Consider the following 26,994-nt stretch of genomic DNA (forward strand, 5'->3'; position numbering starts at 1 on the left):
TGGAGAAAAGCTATGAGCCTCAATGTAATGGAGGCGGGCGCCCGTCCGTCCGTCGATCACGACGCCGAAAAAGCCTTGGTCAGCAAAGTCGCCTGGCGTCTGATGCCGCTGATCATGGTCTGCTACCTGTTCGCTTTTTTCGACCGCATCAACATCAGCTTCGCCAAGTTCCAGTTGCAGACCGATTTGAGCCTGAGCGACACCGCGTACGGCCTCGGCGCCGGGCTGTTCGTCGTCGGTTATGTGCTGTTCGAAGTGCCGAGCAACATGATGCTGTACAAGGTCGGCGCACGGCGCTGGATCGCGCGGATCATGATGTCGTGGGGCGTAGCGACAGCGGCGATGGTGTTCGTCAACAGCGAATGGCAGTTCTATGCGCTGCGCTTTGTGATCGGTGCGATGGAAGCCGGTTTTGCCCCGGGCGTGCTGTATTACCTGACGCTGTGGTTTCCGCAGCACTTCCGTGGCCGCATCACCTCGATGCTGTTTCTCGCCTCAGCGTTTGCCGGGCTGGTCGGCGCGCCGTTCTCCGGTCTGGTACTGGAACACCTCGACGGCGTGCTGCAAATGCGCGGCTGGCACTGGCTGTTCCTGCTCGGCGGTGTGCCGTGCATCGGCCTTGGTTTTCTGGTGCTGATGCTGCTCAAGGATCGCATCGAGGATGCGCACTGGCTGACGTCTGACGAGAAAAAAATGCTGTCCAGCCGCATCGCCCAGCATGAGCCGCACAAGAGCGGTGGGTCGTTGCTCGCGGCGTTGAAGATTCCCGGTTTTCTGACCTTGGGGCTGATCTACTTTCTGATCCAGGTGGCGTCCTACGGCTTGAACTTCTGGGCGCCACAGCTGATCCGCAGCGCCGGCACCGAGAGCCCGGTGATGATCGGTCTGCTGACGGCTATCCCGTACATTTGCGGGGCGATCAGCATGGTGGTGATCGGGCGTTTGTCGGATGCGACGGGCGAGCGGCGCAAATTTGTCGCCGGGCTGGTCATCGTCGGCGCGATCGGCTTTTTCAGTGCGGGGATTTTCGCCAGCCACACCACGTTTTTGATCGTTGCTCTTGGCTTGCTTGGCGCCGGGATCATCGCCTCGATTCCGAGCTTCTGGACGCTGCCACCGAAGTTGCTGGCCGGGGCGGGCGCTGGTGCGGCGGGCGGGATTGCGGTGATCAACACGCTGGGGCAATTCGGCGGGATCGTCAGCCCGGTGATGGTCGGGCGGATCAAGGACCTGACCGGCAGCACCACGCCGGCGCTGTATGTGATTGGCGTGGCGGCGTTGATCGCTGCGGCACTGTTGCTGTGGGGCTTGCCGCAGAAGTTGCGCACGCTCGACAAGTTCTGAGATTGGCGGCGCCTGCAATGACACTTTCGCGAGCAGGCTCGCTCCCACATTTGAAATGCATTCCCCTGTGGGAGCGAGCCTGCTCGCGAAGACTGACTTCCAGAGACTGATAAATCACGGACTGATTCCATCAGTTAACAGCCACCCCATTTTTCTCAAACACACGAATCAACACCACGCTGGCAATCGCCAACATCGCCCCAACACCCGCAACGCCGTCAACGACTTCTCGCTGCCAAGCGGGAAATGCACGTTGGTTTACTGATGATTCGGTTGAAAGCGCCGATACAGCAGGGGATAGTGCGCGGCTGAAAAGTGCTCAAGGAGCGGGAAGTGACAGTGAAGTCTGGCTGGATCGGGTGTGCGGCATTGTGCGGCTGGTTGCTGGCGGGGCAGGCATTCGCCGATTGCACACCGGCGCCAACCGCGCATGAGATGGATTTTTCCCTCTGCAAAGACTGGCCGGCGTATCCCGGGCTGACGCTCACCGCTGCTGCCAATTTCTCGCCCGATCCGGTGTATGGCGAGTCAGGGACTGTAGGGCTTTACGATCTGCGTTTGGCCTTGGTGGCGAGTGCAGACTCCAAGCCGTTAGCGAGCTTTTATCAGCCCTCCGCATTCTCTGTGGATGCAATCGCGCTGGACGAACTGAAATTCGATACCGCCCGCTATAAGCTCACGCCGCAATTGCAGGCCTTTGGCGTGCGAGTACGGTTCAAAGGCTCTTCGCGCGTGAATCCTCTGGATCAAACCTGGTTGTCGCTCTATGTGAAAGACGGCAACGCATTGCGTCCTGTCATGAATCGGCTGGTGGTTTATGAATATGGCGGGGAGTGGGATGGCAATTGTGCGGGAGAGCGCTACGAGACTACGCGAACCGTGGCGCTGGCCAAGACCAGCAGCCATGGCTATGCCGATCTGATGATCAAAACGATCCGTAGCTCGACCGTTGGCGAGGGCGAGGGCGAGGCGTGTGTATCCAATACCGTCACGCAAAAACCGGTCTTGACGACACTTCGCTATGACGGCAAAAACTACGTAATGCCTGAAGATTTCAAAGGCCTCTAAGACCGATGTCTTTTACTCAAGGAAGAATAATGTTCTCGCGTACTACATTGCTGGGCTCGTTCATCGCGATGGGCCTTTTAACGATGACCGCCCAAGCCCAGGCCGCCTGCGAAGTGAAGAAGTTCGACGGCCATTCCCTTTCGCGCTGCAAAGCGTGGCCGGCGTACAACGACCAGTCGATTGCGGCGAAATCTTCATTTCTCTCCGATTCGGGCGACGACGAAATGGGGGTGTTCGATCTGGAACTGGCGCTCGTCAGTTCGACAAGCGGCAAGAGCCTCGCTACTTATGCAAAGCCGGGCGCCTACAATTCCGATGCCATCAGCTTCGACGATCTGACAATCGATACGGCCCGCTACCGATTGGCAGCAGATGTCCGTGCATTCGGATTGCGTTCGAAATTCGCCAGTCACGGCTCCAGAGCCAATCCTTACGCAAAAACCGATTTGGCGTTATATGTGCGCGAAGGCAACAAGTTGCGCCCGGTGCTGGAAGGCTTGGTGATTCGCAAGGAGTTCGGCGAAGGGACGGATGAGTGTGCCACCGAAGACACGCAAATCCGCAGGACTGTTGATATCGGCGCGACGAGCCACCATGGTTTTGCCGATCTGATCGTCAGCTCGAGTGGTTCAGTTTACAAATCCTTCCTGTCGGGCAAGGAGTGCATCTCGAAAACGATCGATATGAAGAAAACTCGCGTCGTCCTGACCTACGACGGCCAGCAATACATCGTCCCCGAAGACCTCAGAGGTTACTGACCCGATGCTCACCGGCCTCAACCACCTGACACTCGCAGTCAGCGATTTGCACCGCAGCCTCGCGTTCTATCGCGATGTGTTGCAGCTGCGCGTTGAAGCCACGTGGGACGCAGGTGCCTATCTGTCGCTGCCCGGGCTGTGGTTGTGTCTGTCGCTTGATTCAACGCGCTCAAGCGAACCGTGCGCCGATTACACCCATTACGCTTTCAGCCTCACTGCAGCCGATTTTTCAACGTTCGTAGCAAAGCTAAAAGCGGTGAACGTGCAGGAATGGCGGGATAACCGCAGCGAAGGTGCGTCGTTCTATTTTCTCGATCCCGATGGCCACAAGCTCGAAGCGCATGTCGGCGATCTCGCTTCACGATTGGCAGTCTGTCGGCAAAAACCGTACGCCGGCATGCGTTTTTACGACGAGTCATGATCAGACACATTTGTCTGATATAGACTGGCGGCCACGTGTTCTGGCGCTTGCAGGTTTTCCATGACTCCATCGTTGCTAATGGCCGTGCTGGCCTCGGGTTTCATTTATGGCATCACGCCCGGGCCGGGTGTGCTGGCGGTGTTCGGCATCGGCGCAGCCCATGGGCGGCGGGCCGGGGCGGGGTTTCTCTGCGGGCATCTGCTCGGCGATGTGGTCTGGTGCAGCACGGCGCTGATTGCGATTGTCGGCGCCCGGGAAATCGGCAGCACCGCGTTTGATGTGCTCGGTGTGCTCAGCGGCTTGTACCTGTTCTGGCTCGGCTGGCGCGCGGTGCGGGCCCAGCGTCGCAACGGCGACGAACCCCAGGGCGCGGCGCGCAACCCGTTCTGGCACGGCATTCTGTTCGGTTTGACCAATCCCAAGGCTTATCCGGTGGCGGTGGCGACGTTCACCGCGCTGTTGTCGAGCCGCGCCGAACTGCTCAACTGGTCGATGCTGCCGGCGCTGATTGCCCTGAGTTTCCTCGGTGGCTTGCTGGCCTACGCTATTCTGATTGGCGTGGTTGGCGCGCAGCGGGTACGCACGCTGTATCAACGCCACGAACTGATGATCACTCGTTTGTGTGGCGTGATGTTTATCGGTTTCGCTATCAACGCGCTGCTGCATGCGCTCCCGGGGCTGATGCCGAACAAGGCTTGAAGGTGTGTGCAGGGATGCGCAATCAAGAGGTCAGGGATGGTTGATCAGTGCTGCATTGTCCGGACACCCACGCTGAACCATGGAAAGCCGAAATTCCTCGCCGTTGGCGAGTTTTATCGATCTGTTGCTGGACGCCGTTTGTGCGGTCGACAAGCAAGGCCGCTTTGTTTTTGTCAGCGCCGCCTGCGAGCGTGTTTTCGGTTATTCGCCTGAAGAGTTGATCGGCCGGCAAATGATCGAGCTGGTGCACCCGGCGGATCGTCAACGCACCCTCGCTGCCGCCAACGAAATCATGGGTGGCGAACCCAAACTCAACTTTGAAAACCGGTACCTGCGCAAGGACGGCAGCGTCGTGCATATCCTCTGGTCGGCGCGCTGGTCGGAAGCCGATCAACTGCGCATCGCCGTGGCGCGCGACATCACCGAGCGCAAACAGGCCGAATCGCGCCAGGCTGCGCTGTATGCGATATCCGAAGCGGCCCATGCCGCGGAAGATTTGCTGGCGTTGTTCAAGCGCATCCACCTGATCATCGGCGAATGGCTGCCAGCAATGAATTTTTCCGTGGCGCTGTACGACGAGCACTGCGCACAACTGAATTTCCCTTATCACGTCGACGATCACGAATTGCAGCCCGAGCAACCGGGCACCGTCACCGGACGGCTGTGCACGGAAGTTATCCGTAGCGGCCAGCCGATTCTTCTTACGCCGGACAGTACAGATTCCCCAGCCGATTTCGCCGAGTTGGTGGCGGGGCAGAACGCGCCCTGCTGGCTCGGCGTGCCGTTGAATTCGAAAAGCGGCACCATCGGCGCCTTGATCGTCAAAAGCCTGCCCGGCGGCGAGCGCTACACCGAGCAAGACAAGGAACTGCTGCAATACGTTTGCGCCCAGGTCGCCACGGCCATCGAGCGTCAGCAATTGCACGCCCGCCTGCGACGTATGGCGCAGTACGACCAGCTGACGCAGCTGCCCAATCGTGAATTGCTGCGCGATCGCTTGAAGGCTGCGTTGGCCGGCGCACGCGAGCAATCAGGGCACATGGCCTTGTTGTATGTTGACCTGGACCGCTTCAAACAGGTCAACGACACCTTCGGCCATGGCGTCGGCGACATGCTTCTGCAAACCGTGGCCAACCGCCTAAAAGGCTGCGTGCGGGAAACCGACACGGTGGCCAGAATTGGCGGCGATGAATTTGTAGTGCTGCTGCACAGCGTTCAGGCTTCGGAAGATGCTGACGGCGTGGCGGAAAAAATCCGACAGGTACTGCTGCAGCCGATGCGTCTCGATGGCCACAACCTGCACATCGAACCGAGCATCGGCGTGGCCCGCTATCCAGAGCACGGCAGGGAGGAGCAGCAACTGTTCCGCCATGCCGATCAGGCGATGTACGCCGCCAAACGCTTGAACCATCACGCGTTGAATAGTTGATCCGGGGCCGCCGTTCGTCGCAGCGACTGCAATTTTTCTAAACCTTTGCTGGCCAGAAAATTCTCAATCTAGGCGGGCACCTGCTCGCCACGATCATTACCAAGAGGTAGAGAATCATGCCTAATTCAAGAAACTCGAACTCGGGAAACTTCGCCAACGATCGAACCAAGGCCTCTGAAGCAGGTCGCAAAGGTGGGAAAACCACCACAACGACCGTCGACAAAGAGCCAAAACCAGACATGGGCCGCAAGCCCGCTCAGAAATCGAAGTAGTCGGTGAAGGTAGTTTTGATTGAGAGGCGGGGGCGTAAGCTCCCGCTTGAATTTCGCAAGTAAGGAGGGCGCGACCATGAGCCGAATGGCCACCCGTATACGCACCATGAGTTTTGCATCGCTGTTGGGCCTGTGTGCCAGCAGTGCTTTTGCCCAGTCGCCCGCCGATTTCATCAACGATGCCTCCGCCAAAGGCATGGCCGACATCGAAGCCAGTCGTCTGGCCCACAGCAAAGCCGAATCGAAAGAGGTCAAGGACTACACCATCGTCGTCATCAACGACCGCACTACGGCCAACCAGCACCTGGCGAAAATCGCCAAAAAGCTCGACCTGCCCGTCGCGCCGCGTGAAGAGCTGGCCGACAAGGCCAGAGAATTGATGCCGCCAGTGACCGATGGCGCTTCCTTCGATCAGGCCTACGCCGCCAGTCAGGTCAAAGCCACTGAAGAGGCCATCGAGCAGATTCAGCAGCAAGCGCAGACCACTGACGTGCCGGAGATCAAGGCGTTTGCCGACGAGACCTTGCCAAAGCTGCAAAGTCATCTGGAAATGGCTCGCGCGCTGCAGGCAAGCCGCTAACCAGGATCAAAAGATCGCAGCTTCGGCAGCTCCTACACCAAACTTTGTAGGAGCTGTCGAAGGCTGCGATCTTTTGCTTTCAATCCTCAACACTCATTCAAATCCTGCTTCGACTTACTCTTCTCGCCCAACCCCTCAAGATTAAAAACCTCACCCTCGCCCAACGAGCGGTAGTGCCTGCGCAACGCCTCCAGCTGCTTCAAGTCCAGCGCCTCCAGCCCGAGCATCGCGTTCTGCGCTTCTTTGGTCACCAAGAGCAATTCATCGATCTTCAAATGGAGAATGTCGGTGTCGCGGTTCTGCGTGTTCTGGATCAGGAACACCATCAGGAACGTGATGATGGTGGTCGAGGTGTTGATGATCAGTTGCCAAGTGTCGTTGTAATCGAAGATCGGCCCGCTCAAACCCCATATCCCGATCAGGATCAATGCGCCCATGAAGGTCTTGGGACTACCGGCCACCATCGCGAGCTTCTGGGAGATTTTTGCGAATTTCATAGCGGTATTCCTTATTGGGGGAGTGCTTGAAATTCAGACATTGGCGGCGTTATGAAAATTCTACTGATGTGCAAGATGTCCCTGAAAAACCGGCCTCACGGCCGGTTTTGGCATTGGTACTCTAAAGCTTGATTTCAATGTCGACGGTCCAGTGGAAATAACCCACCACCTCACACTGCTGATTGACCAACATGAAACTCAGTTCGCATTGCACGTCGCCGGGTTTCTTCGGCGTGCAGGTCCAGAAATGGTCATCAGCCTGTCGGCTGCCCGGTGTTGTCGGGTCGTCCGGGTTGGGAGCGGGCACCGTCAGGTCGGTATGAATTTGCAGGTTCGGTTCGGAAAGCACGCCGCTGTCAGCCACTGTCATGCGGTACACAACCACACTGTGTTCGGCGATCAGGCTGACGGAGCGGCCGCGAAGGTGCAGGTCTCGGCCAATTTCTGAATGGATTATTGGTTTGCTGTCATTTATGACTATTTCTTTCGAGTTATTACCCGTGGCGAAGAAGATAAATCCATCGGTAATGCTCGTCGGCGCGGCGGCGTCCAGACTTGGATTTGGATAACGCTTCAGTACTGATTCGGCATCGACGATCAGCAACACATTGTGTGCGTCAGTGATGGCGGATGAGGGTGACGGGATCGGTTCGCTGGTCATCATGGATTCCTTTCATGATGTTGGCACAAGACGAAAGCCGCTTCGGTCAAGGCAAGACTTCCTGTTCCGGCCGCAGCGGCAGCGGATCGGTTGAGCCCCTTGTCGCCAAAGGGCTCGACACATCATCAGTTATGGATGGAGATGAACGGATCCCACGAGCAGCAGCCGATGATCTGGCAGTTGCGATCGACGATCAGGAAGTGGAAGTGATACGTCACGCGACCACAGTCCAGTGTTTCGGATGACCAATAGTGGTTGTCGACTTTCTGGCAGCTTGGCACGGATGGATTGCTTGTGTTGGGCACAGCAACGCACGCTGTGGCCTTGCGCGGGGAGGGGGGCGAGATCAGGTTCTCCCCGGCGTTGGGGATGAATTTGTAGAAAATCACCGCCTGTTCGAAGCTCTGCGACAGGCTGGTTTCGCGCCAGCGAATCAGATCGCCGACCTGAGCCTTGAGGTCCAGTTCGCCACCGGCCTGGCCACTGACGACGTTGTCCTGATTGGTGACCATGTACACATGTTTCCAATCGATCAGCGTGGGGTTCTTCGGATCCTTGCTGATGTTTGGATACTTTTTCAGAATGGTTTCGGTGTCGATGGAAACCAGAATATCCGTCACTCGAGACATGGTGATGCTCCTTTTTCATAGTGAACGTCGGACTGCAGTCCAGGCACGACGACGCTTGCTTGCCGTATGGCTTTTGCCAGCACACTACTGGGGGGAACCCACTGATCACGAGAAATGAACAGGCCGTGCTCCTTGCACGAAATCAACTGATTCGGGTTCCTTCCGATTGCCGCTCCTTGACTATAGGTACGTTTTTTAAGCTGTCAAAATCGCTTTTGTCTGGCTCGACGGACGGTCATTCAATGCATGAGAACCAACTTATTGGCGATAAGCCGACGGGGTGTTCAGACACCCTTTGCAATTGAGTCGCTCTGGAACTGTTTGCTGTGCGGCCTGTATCGTGACTAACCGCTGGTACGCCCCCCGACAGGAGAACGCAATGAGTTGGTCCGCCAAACAATACGTCGCTTTCGAAGATGAACGCACCCGCCCGGCCCGCGATCTGCTGGCGGCGATTCCCACGCCTGAAGCGCGAACAGTGGTCGATATCGGTTGTGGTCCCGGTAACTCGACTGAGTTGTTGGTGCAGCGTTTTCCCGGTGCGAAGGTCAGCGGGCTGGACAGCTCGGCAGACATGATCGACGCGGCTCGCAGGCGCTTGCCGGATTTGCGCTTCGATGTCGCCGAGATTGATCAGTGGGCCGATGCAGGGCCGTTTGATGTGATCTTCGCTAATGCCGTTTTGCAGTGGGTGCCGGATCACGCGACGTTGTTGCCGACTTTGGCCAGCAAGCTGTCGGCCGGTGGCAGCCTGGCGATCCAGATGCCGGATAACCTCAATGAACCCTCCCACCGTTTGATGCGAGAAGTCGCCGCGAATGGTCCGTGGGCGAGCAAGCTTTCCGGCGCTGCGGGGCAGCGCACCGACATGGCGAGCGCCAGTGATTATTTCTCGATGCTGCGGCCACACTGTGCGCGGGTCGATGTGTGGCGTACGACCTATCACCATCAGTTGTCTGGCGGGGCGGCGGGAGTGGTGGAATGGTTCAAGGGGAGCGGGTTGATTCCGTTTTTAAGTCCGTTGAGCGAAGCGGAAAAGGCGCAGTACCTGAAGCAGTATCTGGCGGAGGTTGAGAAGGCTTATCCGGCATTGGCGGATGGCTCGGTGTTGTTGCCATTCCCACGGTTGTTTATCGTCGCGACTCGCTGAAATAAATTGGACCCCTCACCCCAGCCCTCTCCCGAGGGAGAGGGAGCCTTGGTGTTGCTTGCAAAACCTGAGTTCGCCTCGATTTCGCATGTCGGCGTAACCCTAGAGAACAACTCGGTAAGTCCCCTCTCCCCCTGGGAGAGGGTTAGGGTGAGGGCTTCTCAAGCTGCAAACCCGCTCAGCGCTGCACCGCCACCAACATCATCATCGGCCGCTCCCGCTCTTCCGCCAGCGCCGGTTGCGCCGCCACTTCAGCTTCGCTCGGGCCCCATTCGTTGACATGACGAATCGAAAACCCCGCATCGATCAGCGAATTGAGCAATGTCCCAACCGTACGATGCTGCTTGATCACGCCCTCAGCCAACCAGTTCGTAACCCGCTCACCCTCCAACTGATAGCTGTCCAGCGGCCAACGCTTGTTACCTTCAGCGTCAATCAACCAACCCGGATTACGCGGCGCCATAAAGATTGGATGCTCAATGGAAAACACAAAGTGCGAACCCGGTTTCAGCGCCGCGTACAGGTGAGCAAACAGCCCCGGCAAATCCTTGATGTAATGCAGCGCCAACGAGCTGTAAGCCAGATCAAAACTGCAGGCGGGCAGGTCGAGCTGTTCCAGATCGGCGCGCTCATAGCGAATATTCGCCACCGTCGTGGTCTCCCGCGCCCGCTCCAGCATCTTCTCCGAGACATCAAGCCCCAAGACACTGGCCGCACCATTCTCAATGGCCCAGCGACTGAACCAGCCATAACCGCAGCCCAGATCCACCACGTTCAGGCCGTGCATGGAGGGCAACAGCGCCTTGAGCGCTGGCCACTCCGGCGCCGCGTCGAGACCGCCGATTGAACGGTTCATCTGGCTGTAGCCCTGGAAAAACTCGGGATCGTCGTAAATGTTTTGCGTCATGGTGAAGGCTCTTTTGAGTTCGGTCGTCAGCGGCAAAGTGGCCGCGATTGGAATCCCTCGAAAGTGATGGCGCGTATTCGTCGATGGCCGCGCAGGGGGGAGGGTGGTGGGTGATGGGGAAATGCTAGTCGGTTGGGCGGGAGGTGAAAACCGGTGGAGTGTTGTGGATCTGTAATGTCGGGGAAATCGCTATGTTTTATCGCCGCGTAAACGTCTTCCGAGCGAAGTGTTTAAAGGCGTGCAGTGTTACGTCCTGAAGCCTACAAATCCTTGCGCCGTTGCCTACCGCTACGCCAGAATCCGCCGGCTTGTGCGCTTTAGGGGCGGTCGGTAACTTGGTTCGCGTCACTGATTTCCAGTGATCGGGTTTAGCAGCCACGCGTTTCCACCAAATCGTACGAGCGTCATTCAGCCAGGTTCTCCTGTGCTTAATGGTGGCTGTGCGCATGGCACCCTTGGGTGCGCCGGGATTTTGGTGGATTCGCCCGGTCTGCTAACTTGCGTACAGCCGCCACCCTTTCGTGTAGCAGCGGAATGGTCGTAGCCCTATTCGGAATACACCAAATGTTCAAAGTTACGCCCAATCCGCCGGAAACCGATCCGGCATCCCCCTACGAATCACCCAACTCAAAGAAATTCCACGAAGCCGCCGAACGCGCCCTCGACCACTACCTCAGTCCGACTGCGCAGATCATGGGTTCCACCCGCGAACCCGAACCGATGTACCTCGCCAACCCTGCCTACGACACCGAGTCTCTGCTGGCCAACGCCAGCGAAACACTCGGCTCGGCCACCACCATGCTCAACAACTTCGCCGCGTTGCTGGATACCTCACACCGCAAGACAGCGCTCGGCATTGCACAGGTGGTCATGCTGGGCGAATTGGCGGTGAATCAGGCACTGGATAAGGTTGTGCCGGCGGATTAACCCTAACGCTTTAAGAAGCCAAAGAAACCGGCCAATTAGCGCCGGTTTCTCGAGACTGCAACGTGGCAGCACGAATTCAGGCAAGTAGCCCGATGTTTTGGTCGATGCGTTGTTGAATGGTGCGCAAGGTTTCCTGGGTGATCACACCCGGATACAAACTTTCAGCCATGGCTGAGAATCGGCTAGCTACCTCGCAAAATCTGTCAATGATGTCGGCGGCCGTAGCGGCGTTTACTTCAGCCTCCACTGCAAGGTTGAGCAGGTTTTCTCTTCCAATTTCCAAGGCTTCACCCATCACGTCCATCTGGTGATAGCCTCCCGGCCCCTCGCAGAACGTGACGTCATAGGCCGGCGCTAATTTCCAGTCTCCGCCAGGCGACATGATGTAAGCAAAGTTCTTCGGATGGTCGTCTCGGTTGTTGAATGCGACATTGAAGACGATCCGCTCAAACGCTACGGCTTTCTCTCGTACGTCATTGCTGCACTTATGAGTCGCACGCAGGAAGTTGACGTAGTCCAGCGCCCCGGGGGATCTGAAATCCGCACCGGTAAAGGCTGCAAGACTCTGCATGGGCACCCGTAAGTCGTTTTGTCGGTCAAAGCGTTTGGTGGCGAAAGCGGCCATTCCCTCAGACAGGCTGAAATAACGAGTGTCGGGAGTCTGGATACCGCACAAGCGTAAACATTCGGCATAGACCATTTCGATGGCGCACACCTCGGGATGTTCTTGCTGAGCCGGAAACTTCACCAACCAGGCTTCGAAACCGGGAGTGGCAGCCGTAGTAAAGGCGTCAGTGTGCGGATCGCGATACACCAGCGCTTTGGGTCGGGCGCCCTGTGGAGAGCCTCCGACCAGTAGCAGTTTCTGGAGAAGCTCTCCACCTTTACCTTTGAGTACCTCCTGCACTTCGGATGCGAGCAACTCGATGGGAGCATGCATTTGCGGTTCCAGCGCCTCGGGTGCAACAGGTTCAAACGACATGGCCCCCATGGCATTGTTGCCAATGTAGGCTAGCCGCTCCAAAGGGCCTATTCGCGCGGGGTTGAGGCCTCGACGTTTGAACAATCGGTCCATCAGTAACATGCCCCAGCCATCCGGCAGCGAGTCATAAACCGGCCCAGGCAGTCCCAACTGATGTGACGGGAAATCCCGGTTTAACCTGGCTCCCTGTAATGGAAGCCTCAAGGAGGAGAGTTCCAGCCCTCTGTTTTTTGCCTCATCGCTGTACTCAAACATGACCTGCGGGCGACCGGTCAGGGCTTTCGTCGTAGCAAGTGTGCCCCACCGCCAACGTTCACCCCAGCCCGCGTAGTAGACGTCAACTTGTTCAAGCATTGTCGGCTTTCCTTTTGATGCGATGACGCTTGGCCGTCTTTTCGTAGCGAATGATATCGTCAAGAGTTTCGAGCCTTGGCAGAAACAATCCTTCGAGCTCCTTTTCGCGTCCGAGAACCATCGCCACTCGCACCATGTTGTCGAAACTCACATTACGACCGGCTTCAAGGTTTGACACCGTATTCGTCGCAATGCCCGCGCGAGCGGCCACGTCTGCTTGTGTCATCTCCAAGGCCAATCGTTCTGTGCGCAGGCGTTGGCAAGTCCGTTTGACGATCTCGCTCGCGGTAGTGAGGCTTGAATCCAGCATGTCGTGTGTACCGTCGGCGTTCATTTTTGATTGTCAGTACACAATATACTGTGGATTAAACCTAAAAATATCATTTAACTCACAAGAAAATGTAATTAGGTTTAATGGGTAGGATAGGCCAGCACGGGTTGACGCGCCAAGGTTCAACCCTGCTGCAAAACTTTCAGAGCCGCCGACGCCAGAAAGCCCGAGCGGCTTTTTTCTTCCGGGTGATGCAACACATATTCATCAATGCGGTTGAGCAAGTGCCCCGGCAAAGTGATGTTGAGTTTCTGGGCTTTGCCCAAGTACTTCACGACATCTATATCGACCACGGCCCATGCACATCCTGCGTACTTCGGATTGGCGACGTTCACGCCGAGTTTGCTCGCAGCCGGGATCGGCGCACCGTCCTCAGCCAAAATTTCGAAATGCCCCTCGATGGCTTCGCGAGCCATGGCGACGGCATCATCCAGATCATCGCCAGCCGAAAAACAGCCCGGAATGTCCGGCACCTCCACGCCCCAGGCGTGTTCCTCATCACCTATTGAAATCGCAATCGGGTAGAGCATATTCGTTGATCTCCATGGTTGCTGACTGAGCCAATCAAAGCAGCGCTTGCTTCAACAGATCTTTCGTCGGATGCGGCACCGTGACCAGTCCAGGCTTGGTCGGATGCTTGAAATGATGGTGACTGCCTCTGACTCTCACTAAATACCAACCGTATGCAACAAGTTGACCGATTAAAAAACGGCTATTCACAACACTTCCTTGTGGTGTGATTGGTGGGTACTATACCTACCAGTGATCTGCGGGCAACAATGTAATCACCGAGCGGTCATCCGCTGTTAATCAGCTCAGTGGTTTGAAGCAGTCTAGATAGGGAGGCAACGGAGGCATGGAGAGTGTGTTGCAGGCTTTTGCGTTGTTTCAAATGTCAGATGTAAACCTTTTTTCGGGCACAAAAAAACCGGCCATCAAGGCCGGTTTTTTTTGTTCCTGCATCCCCCGTCAAACCACAACGTGAGATCAAAATTGAGTGGAGCGGGTAGAGGGAATCGAACCCTCGTCGGAAGCTTGGGAAGCTACTGTTCTACCATTAAACTATACCCGCTCAGAGCGGCTGACTTTGTACCAGACTCGGCCACGGATTTGAAGTTTTTCTTTTACTCATGAACGCTTTAAATCACTGAAATCGGTCAATCGCGGGCGAGCACTGCGGTGCGTAAAGCAAAATCCCAACCCCACAGCCTCGCTCGCGACGACTCTCTTTCAAATTGCCAATGCATGTTGATCCTGAACAAACGAGTAACGCGTTCGGCTGGTCTGCTGCGCCGGTTTCAGAAAGCCGAGCAAGGCGTTCTGGCTGTCGCGGCAGGCAGCCTTGTGTTCCATGTCGAGAAAGTGCCCGGTGGCTTGCAGCGTGGTAAACGTGCTCTGCGCCACGTGGTTGCCAAACAGGCGCGCGTCTTCGGCAGCGGTGTATTCGTCCCATTCGCCGTTGAGAAACAGCACCGGCACGTTGATCTTTTTCGCTGCATTCAGATAGCACTGCCGATCGCTGTGCAGCACGTCGCTGATGTGGAAGTGCATCTGCCCGTATTCGTGCTCTGCCAGGCTGCTGACGTGGCGATAGTTGAAGCGTTTGAACAACGACGGCAGGTGTTTGCCGATGGTGTTGTTGACCAGATGGCCGACACGGTCGCCGTCGCGCTGGCCGAGGTAGTCGACGCCGCGTTCGAGGTAATCGAGCATGTGCGCGTTGATCACTGGCGAGAACGAGCTGATCACCGCCCGTTCGATGCGCCGTGGCTGGTGGGCGAGGGCGACCAGGGTCGCGGCGCCGCCCCAGGAGAACGACAGCACGTGTTCGGCGGCGAAGTGGTCGATGAGCTCCAGCAGAATCTGCCCTTCGACGTCCTTCGTCAGATGTTTCTCGTGGCGGTTGTGGGCTTTTGACCGACCCGCGTAGGGCTGGTCGTAGCAGACCACGTTGAATTGCGGGTGCAGGTTTTTCACAGTCTGTGCAAACGACGCAGTCGTGGCCATCGAGCCGTTGACCAGGATGATGGTCTTTTCTGCGGCGTCTGCGCGATAGAACTCCGTGTAAACCCGATACTGACCCTGTATATCCAGCACAGCGATTTCTGGCCTCATGTCATAAGACTCCTGGCAAGCAAGCGGGTATGCGCGCAAATAGAGATTGCACGAGCTTTGTGACAGGTAGGCATACGCCTGGAATTTACTTGGCCCATGTCGATCCATGACTGCGGTCGACGGGTATTGTTATTGGCGGGCAGTCTGCCGGCTGAGGCGGAGCCTTGAAGGCTCTCTACCGGCAAAAAGTTTCTTGGATGTCTGTTGTGACTCATCGGTCACATTCTGGCCGACGTCCTGATTCAAGCAGGGGAGTCGGGATCGCGCAAGTGCCGTTGGTAAATTGTTCGACAACTTCTGCTGAGCGGTCGCCGGCTTAGAACAAATGAATCTCTTCGGTGCGCAAAGCGCGGTACTCGCCCGGTTTTAGCGCGTTATCGAGGTGTAGCAGGCCCATCGATTCGCGGTGTAGGCGCAGGACTTTGTTGTTGAAGAAACCAAACATGCGCTTCACCTGATGGTAACGCCCCTCGACGATGCTCAGCCGCGCCGAGCGTGGCCCGAGCAGCTCCAACTGCGCAGGCTGTGTGGTCAGGTCTTCGAAGGCGAAGTAAATGCCCTTGGCAAAAGTGGTCGCATATTCTGCGCCAATCTCTTGCTCGGTCTCGACGTAGTAGACCTTCGGCGCTTTGGTCTGCGGCTGGGTCAGGCGGCGTGACCACGCGCCGTCGTTGGTGATCAACATCAGCCCGGTGGTGTTGAAGTCCAGGCGTCCGGCGATGTGCAGGTCGTCCTTGTCCGGTTCATCGATCAGGTCGAGCACAGTCGGATGCTGCGGATCACGGGTGGCGCTGACACAGCCCGGCGGCTTGTGCAGCATGAAGTAGCGCGCCGGTTTGCCGACTTGTAGCAATTCGTCATCGACTTCGACGCGGCTGAACTCGAGCACTTCACTGTGCGGGTCGCTGACGACTTTTCCGTCAATCCGCACGCGCTTTTCCACCAGCAACAGGCGAACCTGCTGACGGTTGTAGCGGGGCAGGTTGCTGAGGAAACGGTCGACGCGCATGTTCAGTGTTCGATGAATGAAGGGTCGCGCATCTTACGGGATCGGCCGCTTGGCCGCTTGCAGTTGCGCCTCGACCTGCGCGCAACGCGGGCACAGGCAGGATTGGTTACGCAGCGCTGGCGGCAGCGCTTCAAGCACGGCCGGATCGATGCTCACGCCATAGCACCAGCATTCGCGGTCGGCGGTGCGCGGGTCGGCCAGGCTGCAATCGTTGCGGGCGCCGCAGGCCGGGCAAAGGTCGGGTTTAACGTCGGAATCAGGCATAAGTCGAGTGAGGCATTTCCACGCAGGTGCGGTTGCGGCCGGTTTGTTTGGCTCGGTACATCGCATGATCGGCCCGCGACAGCAGGCTGTGCAAGGTGTCATCGCGTTGCAGGGTGGTGGCGCCGATGCTCACCGTCAGATGGAGGCGGTGGCCGTCGTAGGCATATTCGTGTTGTTCGACGTGTTGGCGGATCTTCTCGGCAATTTTCTGACCGGTGTCGCCGTCGGTGTCCTTCAGCAACACGATAAATTCCTCGCCGCCCCAGCGGCAGACAATGTCGGCGTGGCGCAGGCAGCTTTGCAGATCGCGGGCAAAACCGATCAACACCTGATCACCGGCCATGTGCCCGTAAGTGTCATTCAACACTTTGAAGTGATCGAGGTCGAGCAGCAACGCGGTCAGCGGTTTGGTCTCGCGCTGCGCTTCGTGCAGGGCTTGCGCGGCGAGAATGTCGAAGCCACGGCGGTTGGGCAGTTCGGTGAGACTGTCGAGAATGGCCTGTGCCTGGATTTTGCTTTGGTAGCGTTTGATCACGCGGTTGAGCAGCGCCAGGACAATCAGCGTCACCAGCAGGCAGATCAGTAGGTTCAGGTACAGCGACTGACGGATTTCACTCAGGGCGCCGTCTTCGCGTTTATCGACAAACAGGTACCAGTTCAGCTCCGGGATAAACCGCACGTTGAGGAAATGCCCCTGACCGTGGGCGGAGTATTCGTAGCTGCCGCTGTGCGGTTTCGGCAACTGGCTGACCAGACTTTTCATGCTCTCGAGTTCGCCGAGACTCTTGCCGATGTGCGCGCCTTCCGGACCGCCCTCGGCGCCGGTCAATACCAGTCGACCGAAGGTGTCGACGAAATACACGCTGCGTTGATAGCGCTGTTGATACTTGTCGATCAGCTTGATCACCGCGTCCACGGTCAGACCGACGCCGGCCGCACCGATGAAGCGGTTGTGATAGTCGTAAACCTTGTAGTTGATGAAGAAGGTCAGGTTGTCCTTGTTGGCCAGATCCGGGTCGACGTTGATCTCGTACGGATCCTTCATGTCGCGCACGCGGAAGTACCAGGCATCGCGCGGTTCATCGACCTTGACCTGCTTGAGCACGCCTTTGGCGTGGTAGTAGGTGTGCGTGCTGTTGGAGACGAAGAACGCGGTGTAGGCGCCGTAGTGGGTCATGACCTCGTCGAGGTAGCGGGTCATCTGCTCGGGATTCTGCTCGCCGTTGACCACCCAGTCGCGCATAAAGGTGTCGCGGGACATCATCGAGGAAATCAGGATCGGCCTGACGAGGTCTTTCTGGATTTCCGAGTACACCGTGTCTGAGGTCAGCGGCAGCTCGGTGTTGACGATGTTGTCGCGGATCGATGCGCGGGAGGCGTAGTAGCTGAGCAACGACGTGGCGAGGAACCCGGCGCCGAGCAGGGCGATCAGCGTCAGGACCAGCGAGCGTTGCGAATACAGGGGAGAACGAAGCGGCATGGCAGTTCCGTTGGCAGTGGCCCGATGGCATGCATTCTAGTGGGATGGCCGGGAAAAGACTGCGGGATTTATGCCTGAAATGGCGGGGGATATGACGTTGAGGGTGTGTCAGAAGGATAGCTCCCTCACCCCAGCCCTCTCCCGGAGGGAGAGGGAGCTAGATTGTGGTGATTTCAAAAATTGTGTTCGGCTCGGTATCACCGAATGGCAACTATCATAAAGACACCCCGGTCAGTCCTCTCTCCCTCAGGAGTGAGGGCTGAATTGTGGTGATTTCAAAACCTGAGTTCGACGGGTTATCACTGAATGGCAATCCCCTCACAGACACCCCGGTCAGTCCCCTCTCCCTCTGGGAGAGGGCTAGGGTGAGGGTTGGTTTCTGGATCAGTTCCGAGTCTCAAGATACGCCCGCCAGCCCCCCAAATGGCTGATGTCCAGCGCACCCTCAAGACCATACGGCTCACAAACAAACCCGCTTTCCCAACGCCCATCCGCCAGTTGCACCTTGCCCAATCCAAGCGGTGCCGGAATCCCGGTGAGGAACGAGCCCAACTCACTGCTCGGCAATTCCCATACCTCCACCGCAATCGCCACACCGCCATCCTTCACTCGCACCATCCCCGGCCGCAATGGCGGGCCGCCAGCCAACGCATACAGTTGATAGTCCGGCGAACTCAACGTCGTTTCCAGTAATCGGCCACTCCGCTGCGTCAGTTGCCAGTTCAACGCCAACCCTTGCAGATGCGCGCCACATACCACGATGCGGGCGCGATCGTTGCGCGCAACGTTCGCGGGCGTCGGCAGGGCCGGGTACTGCTGGCGCTGCAGCGCATCCGCCACGCTCAGCAGATATTGATCGGTAAACGCCCGGCCAAACAGCGTCACGCCCCACGGCAACCCATTGGCCATAAACCCGCTCGGCACGGCGACGGCGGCGTAGTCGAGCAGGTTCATGAAGTTGGTGTAGTAACCCAGTTCGGAGTTGCGCAGCACCGGTTCTGCATGCAGCTCGGCCAGCGTCACCGGACGGCCGATAGTGGGGGTGAGCACGCAGTCGAGACCTTCGAGTGCCTGATCGCACAGCGCTTTCAAGGTTTGCAGCCGATACTGCGCGCGGAAAGTCTGCACGCCCGTCACCGCCGGGGCCTTGGCCAGTACGGCGCGGATCACCGGTAAAACGGCCGCGGGATTTTTCTCCATCAACTCACCCGCCACGCTATAGCGCTCGGCAACCCACGGCCCTTCGTAAAGCAAACGCGCGGCTTCAAGGAATGGCGACAGGTCCAGTTCGATCGCTTCGCCACCCAAGGCCTTGAGTTGATCGATGGCGTCGCCGAACAACAGCGGCCCTTCGACGCAACCGAAAAACTCAAGATCCTGCGCACGCGGCACACCGAAACGAAATGCGCGTGGCGCACCAAACGTCGAGCCGTCATTCCACGATGGATTGCGGCGGCTGTACTCATCGCGCGGATCAAATTTTGCCGTCAGCGCCAGCAACTGACTAGCCTCACGCGCAGTGGCGGTAAACGTGGTCACGCAATCCAGCGTGCGACACGCCGGCAGCACTCCAGCGGTGGAGATCAGCCCTTTGCTCGCTTTCAATCCAACCAGATTGTTCAGCGCCGCCGGCACCCGACCGGAGCCTGCGGTATCGGTGCCCAAAGCAAAACTCGCCACGCCCAACGCCACCGCCAGCGACGATCCGGCGCTGGAGCCACCGGACGGATACTCCGTCAGCACGCTGTTCGGGCACGCGCCATACGGCGAGCGGCTGCCGTTGAGTCCCGTGGCAAATTGATCGAGATTGGTCTTGCCCAGCGGAATCGCACCCAACGCAATCAACTGCTCGACGAGGGTCGCCGAGCGCTCCGGCACATAAGCAAAGTCCGGGCACGCGGCGGTGGTCGGTATGCCGGCCAGATCGATGTTGTCCTTGATCGCAAACGGCACGCCGTACAGCGGCAGGCTGTCGAGCTCGCGACCGTCGAGGGCGGCAAGGTAGGGCTCCAGTTCTGCGACGCTGAGCAGATGAATGAACAGGTGATAATCCGGGTTCAGCGCGGCGGCTTTCTCGCGCAGTTTCGGCAGCAGTTGACGTGGTGTGGTGTCGCCATTGCGATAGGCCTTGCGCAGAACATCGAGTTGCAGATTCATGAGTAGATCCTTATCCAATTGGCTTCAGTCGAGTTCCAGCACCACGACCCGTTGTCCGGCGCGCACCGCTGAACCGGGTTGCACGCGAATCTCGCGCACCACCCCGGCCAGCGGCGCGAGTACCGGGATTTCCATTTTCATCGACTCGAGAATCACCAGCACGTCGCCTGCTGCGACGCGACTGCCGGCCTCGACCTGCACCTGCCAGAGATTGCCGGCAATGTGGCTGTCGACGCTGTGTTCACCCTCGGCCAATGGCGCGTCTTCGGCGGATGGCGCCACGGCTTCTTCGCTATCGAAATGCGCCTGACCGCTGGCGATCCAGCGTTCGCGCTCGGCATTGAATGCGCCTTGTTGCTGAGCACGAAACGCGCTGATGCTCTCGGCTTCACGATTGAGAAACGCCTGATACTCGGCGAGGTTGAGTTGGCTCTGTTCGATGTTCAGATCGAAGCGGCCCAGCGGAAAATCGCGGCGGATGCGCAGCAGTTCTTCGGCGCTGACCGGATAGAAGCGAATCTGATCGAAGAAGCGCAGCAGCCACGGTTTGCCGTCGAACGCGGCGACTTCGCGATAGCGGTTCCACATCTGCAAGGTGCGCCCGACAAACTGATAACCGCCCGGGCCTTCCATGCCGTACACGCACAGGTAGGCGCCGCCGATGCCTACCGAATTCTCGGCGGTCCAGGTGCGTGCCGGGTTGTATTTGGTAGTCACCAAACGATGGCGCGGGTCGAGCGGCGTGGCCACCGGCGCACCGAGATAGACATCGCCGAGCCCCATCACCAGATAGCTCGCATCGAATACTGTGCGCTGCACTTCGTCGAGGTTCGGCAGGTCGTTGATACGGCGGATGAACTCCAGATTGCTCGGGCACCACGGCGCGTCCTTGCGCACGGTGGTCATGTATTTCTCGATGGCCAACTGGCAGGCCGGGTCGTCCCAGGACAGCGGCAAATGGACGATGCGTGACGGTACTTGCAGGTCGTTGGCGGCGCACACCGCGTCCCATTCGCCGGCGACGATGCCGAGCAGATCGGCGAGTGGCAGCTGCTCGGGCTGGTAGTGGATTTGCAGCGAGCGGATACCGGGGGTGAGGTCGATCACGCCGTGCAAGGATTTGTGTTCCAGCGCTTGCATGAGGGCGTGGGCGCGGAAGCGCAGGACGAGATTGAGTTCAGGCTCGCCGATTTCCAACAGTAAATGAGTATCGCCAGAAACCCGCGCAACAAGCCGCACATCCCCCTGACCCAACTCCAACACCACAGGTGACAAAAGCCCCTGTAGGAGTGAGCCTGCTCGCGATGAGGCCAGTTCAGGCACCGCATCAACTTCATCGCGAGCAGGCTCACTCCTACATTGATCCCATTTCAGGGCGAGATCGCGGGCGGTTTCGAGATTGACCGGGATGAACTGGATTTTATCGCCAGCCTTGAGCTGCCCTAGTTGCCACAGATCCGCTTCGATCACCGTCACCGGGCAAACAAAACCGCCCAGGCTCGGACCATCCGGGCCGAGGATCACCGGCATGTCGCCGGTGAAATCCACCGCGCCGATGGCATACGGATTGTCGTGAATGTTCGATGGATGCAACCCGGCCTCGCCACCGTCGGCTCGCACCCATTCCGGCTTCGGCCCGATCAGGCGGACACCGGTGCGGCTGGAGTTGAAATGCACTTCCCACTGGGTTTCAAAAAAAGTGCCGATGTAGTTTTCGGTGAAGTATTCCGGTGCAGCGTGCGGGCCGTAGATCACCCGAATCTGCCGCACCGTCGGCAACTCGCAAATGTGCTGGAGTGCCAGTTGTTGACCGCTGCTACGGTCGGCCAGCGCAGGCACATGCAACACATCCCCGGCACGCAACGCCCGCCCGCCATGCCCACCAAACTGACCCAGAGTGAAAGTGCTTTTGCTGCCCAGATAATCCGGCACCTGCAAACCACCGCGCAGGCACAGATAACTGCGTGCCCCGGCGCCACTGATGCTGCCCAGATGCAACGTCGCACCCGCCGGGATCAGCAGCGCGGTGTTCATCGGCACGCTTGTGCCTTCAAGCGTCAAGGCAATCGGCGCGCCGGTCACCGCGATCACTGCTGCACAGTTGAAGCGCAGCAACGGCCCGCTCATGGTGATTTCCAGCGCCGCCGCGCCTTCAGCATTGCCGAGCAAGCGATTGCCCAGACGCAATGCGCGGCTGTCCATCGGCCCCGACGGCGGCACACCAACGGCCCAATAACCGAGGCGGCCGGGATAGTCCTGCACGCTGGTTTGTGTGCCGGCGCTGAGCACTTCGAAAGTGTTGGCGCGATAAACCAGACCTTCCAGACAACGGGTCCACGGCTCACCGCTGGCGAACGGAGTGTCGAGGAGAATCTGCCGCAGGTAATCGCGGTTGGTTTCCACGCCGTACAACAGACTGCCGCCTAACGCTTGATGCAACTCGGCGCGCGCCTGTTCACGGGTCGGCGCCCAGGTGATGAGCTTGGCGATCATCGGATCGAAATACGGCGGAATCTCGCAGCCGGCCTCGACCCAGGTATCGATGCGCAACTGAATACCGTTGGCCAGGGGGAATTCCACCGCCGTCAGCAGACCTGGGCTCGGCTGGAAGTCGCGCCCCGGATCCTCCGCGTACAGCCGCGCCTGAATCGCATGGCCTTCAGGTTTCAGCTGGCGATACAACTCGCTCAGCGGCGGCAGATCACCGGCGGCCAGCTCAACCATCCAGCGCACCAGATCCACCCCCCAGACCTGTTCGGTCACACCATGCTCCACCTGCAGCCTGGTGTTCACTTCGAGAAAATAGAAGCGCTGCGCCTCGCTGTCGAAAACGAATTCCACCGTGCCGGCGCTGCGATAACTCACGGCTTTCGCCAGTTTGATCGCCGCCGCGCACAGCTCATCAGCCATGCCGCCCGGCAGGTTCGGCGCCGGGGTTTCTTCGAGGACTTTCTGATTGCGCCGTTGCACCGAACAGTCGCGCACGCCGAGCGCGATAACCTCACCGTGACCGTCGCCGAACACCTGCACTTCCAGATGCCGGGCGCGCTGGATGTATTTTTCGATGAACACCCCGGCGTCGCTGAAGTTGTTCTGACCGAGTCGTTTCACCGCTTCGAACGACTCGCTCAGTTCGCTGGCGCTACGGCACACGCGCATGCCGATGCCGCCACCGCCAGCGGTGCTTTTCAGCATCACCGGGTAGCCGACCTGTTCGCCTGCGATCAGCGCGGCGTCGAGGCTGTCGAGCAGTTCGGTGCCTTCGAGCATGGGCACGCCGTGCTGTTTGGCCAGCGCGCGGGCGGTGTGCTTGAGGCCGAACACGCGAAGTTGCTCCGGCGTCGGGCCGATGAAGGCGATGTTGTGCGCTTCGCAGGCTTCGGCGAACGCAGCGTTTTCCGAGAGAAATCCGTAGCCGGGATGGATCGCCGTGGCGCCGCTTTGTTTGGCAATGGCGAGGATCTTTTCGACGGCCAGATAAGTGCCGGCAGCAGCGCCTTCACCGAGGCTGTGCGCTTCATCGGCGTGCAGGATGTGCAGGCTGGCGGCGTCGGCTTCGGAATACACCGCTACACCTTTGACCTGCAGTGCAGCGAGGGTGCGCAGGATGCGGCAGGCGATGGCGCCACGGTTGGCGATGAGGATTTTTTCGAACATGGCATAACCCCTGAAGGGGAAGCGGGCCGTCCCGCTGTTTTTCGACAGACATCCGGGCCGTCCCGGATGAAAAAACCACTTCACTCAAACCCATCACAACCCCCCTGTGGGAGCGAGCCTGCTCGCGAAGGCGGTGGATCAGCCACATCAATGCTGTATGACACACCGCATTCGCGAGCAGGCTCGCTCCCACAGGGTTTAGGGGTGTTTGGGGGATTTCAGGCACTGCCCGGAGCGCGCCTGGCACAGTGCGAAAAGCCAACGGCGCAGTCGATTTAAATTCAGTTCCATACCAGCAGCTCCGCAGGTGTCGGGTTATAGGCGTTGCACGGGTTGTTCAACTGCGGACAGTTGGAAATCAGCACGATCACGTCCATCTCGGCACGTAAATCGACGTACTTGCCCGGCGCAGAAATCCCGTCCTCGAAGGTCAGCCCGCCATCCGCCGTGACCGGTACGTTCATGAAGAAATTGATGTTCGGTCCGATGTCACCTTTGCCCAGTCGCCCGTCATGGGCGCAGGCGCGCAGGTAGTTGTCGCGGCAGCTGTGCATGTAGCGTTTTTCCAGGGCGTAGCGCACGGTGTTGCTCTCTTGCGCGCAGGCACCGCCGAGGGTGTCGTGGCGTCCGCAGGTGTCGGCGACGATGGTCAGCATCGCGTGGCCGAGGTTGGAATACAGCACGCTGCCGGTGCTCAGGTAGACGCTGTTCTGCCGTCGCAAGGTGCGCTGCACGTCGTAGCGTTCCTTGGGATTGGCGAGGCTGTAGAACAACGTATCGACGGCCTGATTGCCTTCCAGGTCGAGGATGCGCAGGGTCTGGCCAGCCTTGACCTCCATCAGCCAGGGTTCGCCAGCCGGGATCGTGGCGCGATACACCGCTGTGTCGGGTTGGTTTTGCGAAGTGGCGATAGCAACTGACATGGCAGCGATCCTCAGGCGAACAAACGGTCGGTGTTGATAAAGCCGCGCTCATTTTCCGGGCGCGAGGTGCGGCAGTGTTCGGCGACGCTGGCGTCGGCGTTCATCCAGCTCAGCTTCAGCGGTTTTGGCGCGTATTCCGGCGCCGGATCCATCGGGTGTTGCAGCGCGGTGAGCACCACCAGCGTGTCCATCGGTGCGTACAGTTCGATGTAATCGCCAGCCTTGGAATTGCCCTCGATGAAATGGAAGCGCCCGGCCTCATCGACGTTCACGCGGCTGAACAGATTGAGCGTCATCAGCAGATCGGACAGGCCCAGCCCCCACTTGCCGAGCTCCACCAGCAGGTTGTCGGTGCCGTTGCGGAAGAAGCCGTTGCGCAGTTCCTGATAGCGGCCCTGGCCGTACTTTTGTGCAACTTCTTCGGCGCAGAGCACGCCGCCGAGGCTGTCGCTCCAGCCGCAGGTGTCGGCGGTGATTGCGGCGAGTACGCGGCCCATGTCCGAGTACAGGCAGTGGCCGCTGGTGAGATTGGCGGTATGTTGGCATTTGAGGCTGTCGGGCAGGTTCAGCCGTTCGGTTTTTTCATTGGCGTTGAGCAGGGTCAGGCTGACGTTGGCGCCGCCGCGCAGATCGGTCAGGCGCAGCAATTGGCCGCGCTTCAGCACGAACGAACGGTGGCCGCCGCCGGGGAGCATTTCTTCGGCGAACGGTGGAAATAGTTGGGTCGAATCGGTCATCGGTTTATTCATCGGAGCAGTCCTCTCAAGCGGTGCGAAGGGCGCCTGCCAGTGGCAACGGCAGGGCGTCGACGGCGGCGCGTTGGGCGCGGCGGTCGCTGTTCAAAGGGATGTCGTAGGTGATGCGCGCGCCATAGGCGCCGGGGGCGTGCGGGTCGAGGCGAACCTTGTCGAACACCAGCAGACGCGTGCCGAGGCTGAAGCCTTCGGACAGATCATGAGTGACCATGAACACCGTCAGTTTCGTCTCGCGCCACAACTCCAGCAGCAACGCGTGCATGTCTTTGCGGATGCCCGGATCGAGCGCGCCGAACGGTTCGTCGAGCAGCAACACCCGTGGTTTCATGATCAGCGCCTGGGCTATCGCCAAGCGTTGCTGCATCCCGCCAGACAGTTGCGCCGGGTATTTATCCAGCGCATGGCCGAGGCCGACTTTGTCCAGCAACGCCGCTGCCTGTTCGCGTGCCTCACGTTTGGCGCTGCCGAACAACCGCCCCAGCAACGGCGCACGCGGCAATTCAAGGCCGAGGGCGACGTTGTCGAGCACGCTCAAATGCGGGAACACCGAGTAGCGCTGAAACACCACGCCACGGCTGGCATCCGGTTCGCTGGCCAGCGCTTGACCGTCGAGAAGGATCTCGCCGCGACTCGCCGTTTCCTGACCGAGCAGCAGGCGCAGGAAGGTCGATTTGCCGCAACCGGACGCGCCGACCAAAGTGCAGAACTCGCCCTCGTTGACGCTCAGGTTCAAGCCTTCCAGCACCACCTGATCGGCGTATTGCTGCCAGACGTTTTTTACCGCGATGAAGCTCATTTGGTCGCCCCCTCATACCAAGGGAATGCGCGACTAGTCAGGTATTTCAGGCCCCAATCCATCAGCCAGGCGAGGAGGGTGATCCACACCACGTACGGCAGGATCACGTCCATCGCCAGATAACGCCGCACCAGAAAAATCCGGTAGCCGAGACCGTCGGTGGAGGCGATCGCTTCAGCGGCAATCAGGAACAACCACGCCGACCCCAGCATCAGTCGCAACGAGATCAACAAACGCGGCAGCAGTTGCGGCAGCACCACGCGCAGCATCAGCGTCCAGGTCGAGGCGCCGAGGGTCTGCGCCTTGATCAGCAGTTCGACGGGGATTTCCCGCGCGCGCTGTTCCAGATCGCGAGCAAGCGCCGGGGTGATGCCGATCACGATCAGCATGATTTTCGACAACTCGCCCAATCCGAAAACGATGAACAGAATCGGCAGGATCGCCAAGGGCGGCACCATCGACAGCACCGTCAACAGTGGCGACAAAGGTGCACCGAACAGCGGCAGCGTGCCGGCGGCGATGCCCAGGCACAGCCCGGCCAGCGCAGCAATACCGAGGCCGATGGCCAGGCGTCGCAGACTCGACGCGGTGTCTTGCCATAACAGGTAGTCACCGGTGCGGCTGTCGGCATTGAAGGCCAGACGTTTCACCGCGTCGGTCATCTGCACGGCGCTGGGCAGCAGTTTGTCGTTGGGGTTGTCCGCCAGGCGCTCGGCCGAGCCCATGAAGTAGGCGAACAGCAGCAGAGCGAACGGCAGGATCACCAGCAACAGGCGACTGGGGCGATCCGGGTGGCGATTGATCAGGCGCATGGCCAAATCCTCCGTGG

28 protein-coding genes and 1 tRNA gene are annotated in these 26,994 nt (G+C 58.9%); 10 read left to right on the top strand and 19 right to left on the bottom strand.

Annotated features, from left to right (window positions below; genetic code table 11):
- Positions 1–12 precede the first annotated feature (12 nt).
- The 8 genes from PspS49_RS06995 (at position 13) to PspS49_RS07030 (ending at position 6,571) form a co-directional block, all read left to right on the top strand.
- Positions 13–1,344 (top strand): MFS transporter, encoded by a 1,332-nt coding sequence (locus PspS49_RS06995; protein ID WP_150749335.1) that lies wholly within the window; start codon positions 13–15, stop codon positions 1,342–1,344.
- Positions 1,345–1,677: 333 nt separating this feature from the next.
- Complete coding sequence (locus PspS49_RS07000; protein WP_160038631.1) at positions 1,678–2,412, top strand: hypothetical protein; 735 nt, start codon at positions 1,678–1,680, stop codon at positions 2,410–2,412.
- 29 nt (positions 2,413–2,441) lie between these two features.
- A complete protein-coding gene (locus PspS49_RS07005; RefSeq protein WP_160038633.1) occupies positions 2,442–3,170 on the top strand; it encodes a hypothetical protein in 729 nt (242 codons plus the stop codon).
- A gap of 4 nt (positions 3,171–3,174) precedes the next feature.
- The gene (gene fos / locus PspS49_RS07010; RefSeq protein ID WP_127926166.1) at positions 3,175–3,591 is read left to right on the top strand and encodes a fosfomycin resistance glutathione transferase; all 417 of its coding nucleotides are present in this window, start codon (positions 3,175–3,177) and stop codon (positions 3,589–3,591) included.
- Between the two features lie 60 nt (positions 3,592–3,651).
- Positions 3,652–4,290, top strand: coding sequence for a LysE family translocator (locus tag PspS49_RS07015; RefSeq protein WP_127926167.1), 639 nt, complete (start codon positions 3,652–3,654; stop codon positions 4,288–4,290).
- 79 nt (positions 4,291–4,369) lie between these two features.
- Complete coding sequence (locus PspS49_RS07020) at positions 4,370–5,719, top strand: diguanylate cyclase (RefSeq protein WP_160038643.1); 1,350 nt, start codon at positions 4,370–4,372, stop codon at positions 5,717–5,719.
- Positions 5,720–5,835: 116 nt separating this feature from the next.
- Complete coding sequence (locus PspS49_RS07025) at positions 5,836–5,991, top strand: KGG domain-containing protein (RefSeq protein WP_007911485.1); 156 nt, start codon at positions 5,836–5,838, stop codon at positions 5,989–5,991.
- A gap of 76 nt (positions 5,992–6,067) precedes the next feature.
- The gene (locus PspS49_RS07030; RefSeq protein ID WP_160038645.1) at positions 6,068–6,571 is read left to right on the top strand and encodes a DUF4142 domain-containing protein; all 504 of its coding nucleotides are present in this window, start codon (positions 6,068–6,070) and stop codon (positions 6,569–6,571) included.
- Between the two features lie 86 nt (positions 6,572–6,657).
- On the opposite strand, the gene PspS49_RS07035 is transcribed toward PspS49_RS07030, so the two are convergent.
- From PspS49_RS07035 to PspS49_RS07045, 3 genes are all read right to left on the bottom strand, one after another.
- Positions 6,658–7,068: a low affinity iron permease family protein gene (locus PspS49_RS07035; protein WP_102900234.1), complete on the bottom strand. Its 411-nt coding sequence runs from the start codon at positions 7,066–7,068 to the stop codon at positions 6,658–6,660.
- Positions 7,069–7,189: 121 nt separating this feature from the next.
- Positions 7,190–7,729 (bottom strand): AidA/PixA family protein, encoded by a 540-nt coding sequence (locus PspS49_RS07040; protein ID WP_160038647.1) that lies wholly within the window; start codon positions 7,727–7,729, stop codon positions 7,190–7,192.
- 125 nt (positions 7,730–7,854) lie between these two features.
- Entirely contained in the window at positions 7,855–8,358 is a 504-nt protein-coding gene (locus PspS49_RS07045; RefSeq protein ID WP_016982769.1) for an inclusion body family protein, read from the bottom strand.
- A 379-nt stretch (positions 8,359–8,737) separates the two neighbouring features.
- Between PspS49_RS07045 and tam the strand changes: the two genes are divergently transcribed.
- Positions 8,738–9,508 (top strand): trans-aconitate 2-methyltransferase, encoded by a 771-nt coding sequence (gene tam / locus PspS49_RS07050; RefSeq protein WP_150749329.1) that lies wholly within the window; start codon positions 8,738–8,740, stop codon positions 9,506–9,508.
- Between the two features lie 178 nt (positions 9,509–9,686).
- Here tam and PspS49_RS07055 read toward each other — a convergent pair whose 3' ends face one another.
- A complete protein-coding gene (locus PspS49_RS07055; protein ID WP_150749328.1) occupies positions 9,687–10,415 on the bottom strand; it encodes a class I SAM-dependent methyltransferase in 729 nt (242 codons plus the stop codon).
- Between the two features lie 564 nt (positions 10,416–10,979).
- Here PspS49_RS07055 and PspS49_RS07060 point away from each other — a divergent pair.
- Positions 10,980–11,342, top strand: a complete 363-nt coding sequence (locus tag PspS49_RS07060; protein ID WP_150749327.1) for a DUF6124 family protein — start codon at positions 10,980–10,982, stop codon at positions 11,340–11,342.
- Positions 11,343–11,418: 76 nt separating this feature from the next.
- Here the strand turns inward: PspS49_RS07060 and PspS49_RS07065 are convergent, their stop codons facing one another.
- The 15 genes from PspS49_RS07065 to PspS49_RS07135 all read right to left on the bottom strand — a co-directional run bounded on the left by PspS49_RS07065 (position 11,419) and on the right by PspS49_RS07135 (position 26,977).
- Positions 11,419–12,678, bottom strand: coding sequence for a type II toxin-antitoxin system HipA family toxin (locus tag PspS49_RS07065; protein WP_127926174.1), 1,260 nt, complete (start codon positions 12,676–12,678; stop codon positions 11,419–11,421).
- Positions 12,671–12,988 (bottom strand): helix-turn-helix transcriptional regulator, encoded by a 318-nt coding sequence (locus PspS49_RS07070; RefSeq protein WP_127930362.1) that lies wholly within the window; start codon positions 12,986–12,988, stop codon positions 12,671–12,673. The genes PspS49_RS07065 and PspS49_RS07070 overlap by 8 nt, the downstream gene beginning before the upstream one ends.
- 143 nt (positions 12,989–13,131) lie before the next feature.
- Positions 13,132–13,539 carry a type II toxin-antitoxin system HicB family antitoxin gene (locus PspS49_RS07075; protein ID WP_137218087.1) on the bottom strand — a complete coding sequence of 136 codons (408 nt, stop codon included), beginning with the start codon at positions 13,537–13,539 and terminating at the stop codon, positions 13,132–13,134.
- Positions 13,540–13,573: 34 nt separating this feature from the next.
- Positions 13,574–13,729 carry a type II toxin-antitoxin system HicA family toxin gene (locus PspS49_RS07080; RefSeq protein ID WP_150773830.1) on the bottom strand — a complete coding sequence of 52 codons (156 nt, stop codon included), beginning with the start codon at positions 13,727–13,729 and terminating at the stop codon, positions 13,574–13,576.
- Positions 13,730–14,007: 278 nt separating this feature from the next.
- Positions 14,008–14,081 (bottom strand) — tRNA-Gly (locus tag PspS49_RS07085).
- A gap of 158 nt (positions 14,082–14,239) precedes the next feature.
- Positions 14,240–15,124: an alpha/beta hydrolase gene (locus PspS49_RS07090; protein WP_064119706.1), complete on the bottom strand. Its 885-nt coding sequence runs from the start codon at positions 15,122–15,124 to the stop codon at positions 14,240–14,242.
- Between the two features lie 316 nt (positions 15,125–15,440).
- Positions 15,441–16,133: a pseudouridine synthase gene (locus PspS49_RS07095; protein WP_160038649.1), complete on the bottom strand. Its 693-nt coding sequence runs from the start codon at positions 16,131–16,133 to the stop codon at positions 15,441–15,443.
- 33 nt (positions 16,134–16,166) lie between these two features.
- Positions 16,167–16,397 (bottom strand): cysteine-rich CWC family protein, encoded by a 231-nt coding sequence (locus tag PspS49_RS07100; RefSeq protein ID WP_127926178.1) that lies wholly within the window; start codon positions 16,395–16,397, stop codon positions 16,167–16,169.
- Complete coding sequence (locus PspS49_RS07105) at positions 16,390–17,877, bottom strand: sensor domain-containing diguanylate cyclase (RefSeq protein ID WP_127926179.1); 1,488 nt, start codon at positions 17,875–17,877, stop codon at positions 16,390–16,392. Before PspS49_RS07105 ends, PspS49_RS07100 begins: the two co-directional genes overlap by 8 nt.
- Positions 17,878–18,261: 384 nt before the next feature.
- Complete coding sequence (atzF, locus tag PspS49_RS07110; protein ID WP_160038651.1) at positions 18,262–20,034, bottom strand: allophanate hydrolase; 1,773 nt, start codon at positions 20,032–20,034, stop codon at positions 18,262–18,264.
- A 24-nt stretch (positions 20,035–20,058) separates the two neighbouring features.
- Positions 20,059–23,691, bottom strand: a complete 3,633-nt coding sequence (gene uca, locus PspS49_RS07115; RefSeq protein WP_160038653.1) for an urea carboxylase — start codon at positions 23,689–23,691, stop codon at positions 20,059–20,061.
- A 281-nt stretch (positions 23,692–23,972) separates the two neighbouring features.
- A complete protein-coding gene (locus tag PspS49_RS07120) occupies positions 23,973–24,614 on the bottom strand; it encodes an urea amidolyase associated protein UAAP2 (RefSeq protein WP_127926182.1) in 642 nt (213 codons plus the stop codon).
- 11 nt (positions 24,615–24,625) lie between these two features.
- On the bottom strand, positions 24,626–25,351 hold the full coding sequence (locus tag PspS49_RS07125) for an urea amidolyase associated protein UAAP1 (protein ID WP_160042474.1): 726 nt from the start codon (positions 25,349–25,351) through the stop codon (positions 24,626–24,628).
- Between the two features lie 25 nt (positions 25,352–25,376).
- Positions 25,377–26,165 (bottom strand): ABC transporter ATP-binding protein, encoded by a 789-nt coding sequence (locus PspS49_RS07130; protein ID WP_160038655.1) that lies wholly within the window; start codon positions 26,163–26,165, stop codon positions 25,377–25,379.
- The gene (locus tag PspS49_RS07135; protein ID WP_160038657.1) at positions 26,162–26,977 is read right to left on the bottom strand and encodes an ABC transporter permease; all 816 of its coding nucleotides are present in this window, start codon (positions 26,975–26,977) and stop codon (positions 26,162–26,164) included. The genes PspS49_RS07130 and PspS49_RS07135 overlap by 4 nt, the downstream gene beginning before the upstream one ends.
- Positions 26,978–26,994: the final 17 nt, after the last annotated feature.

The organism is Pseudomonas sp. S49 (assembly GCF_009866785.1).
GTDB lineage: Bacteria > Pseudomonadota > Gammaproteobacteria > Pseudomonadales > Pseudomonadaceae > Aquipseudomonas.